The following is a 240-nucleotide window of genomic DNA, read 5'->3' as shown; positions in this document are numbered from 1 at the left end:
GCCTGCGATGGTGGCGGTAAGACCGTTGCCGATGGCGATATCGCCCAAAACGTCGCCGAGGGTGGTGTTGCTCCAGCTGCGCTCGCGTTTGGTTTTTAGGCCCTTGCGCAGGTCTGCCGATCGAGCGCGAATGCTCAGCACGTCTGGAGCGCCGCTGTGTTCGGTTTCGTCGACGGTATAGGTGCCTTTGTCGACCAGGCCGGTGTCGCTCCAGCCCAGCCATAAACGTAGCACTGCGCC

General features: G+C 62.5%; 1 pseudogene. It reads right to left on the bottom strand.

From position 1 onward, the window contains the following. Nucleotides 1-240: pseudogene (locus AC3XQU_RS24760) on the bottom strand (phage late control D family protein); the annotation flags it as partial.

The sequence above is a fragment of the Telluria sp. AZSoR62 genome, from assembly GCF_058111565.1.
This window is presented reverse-complemented; position numbering and strand designations above follow the sequence as displayed.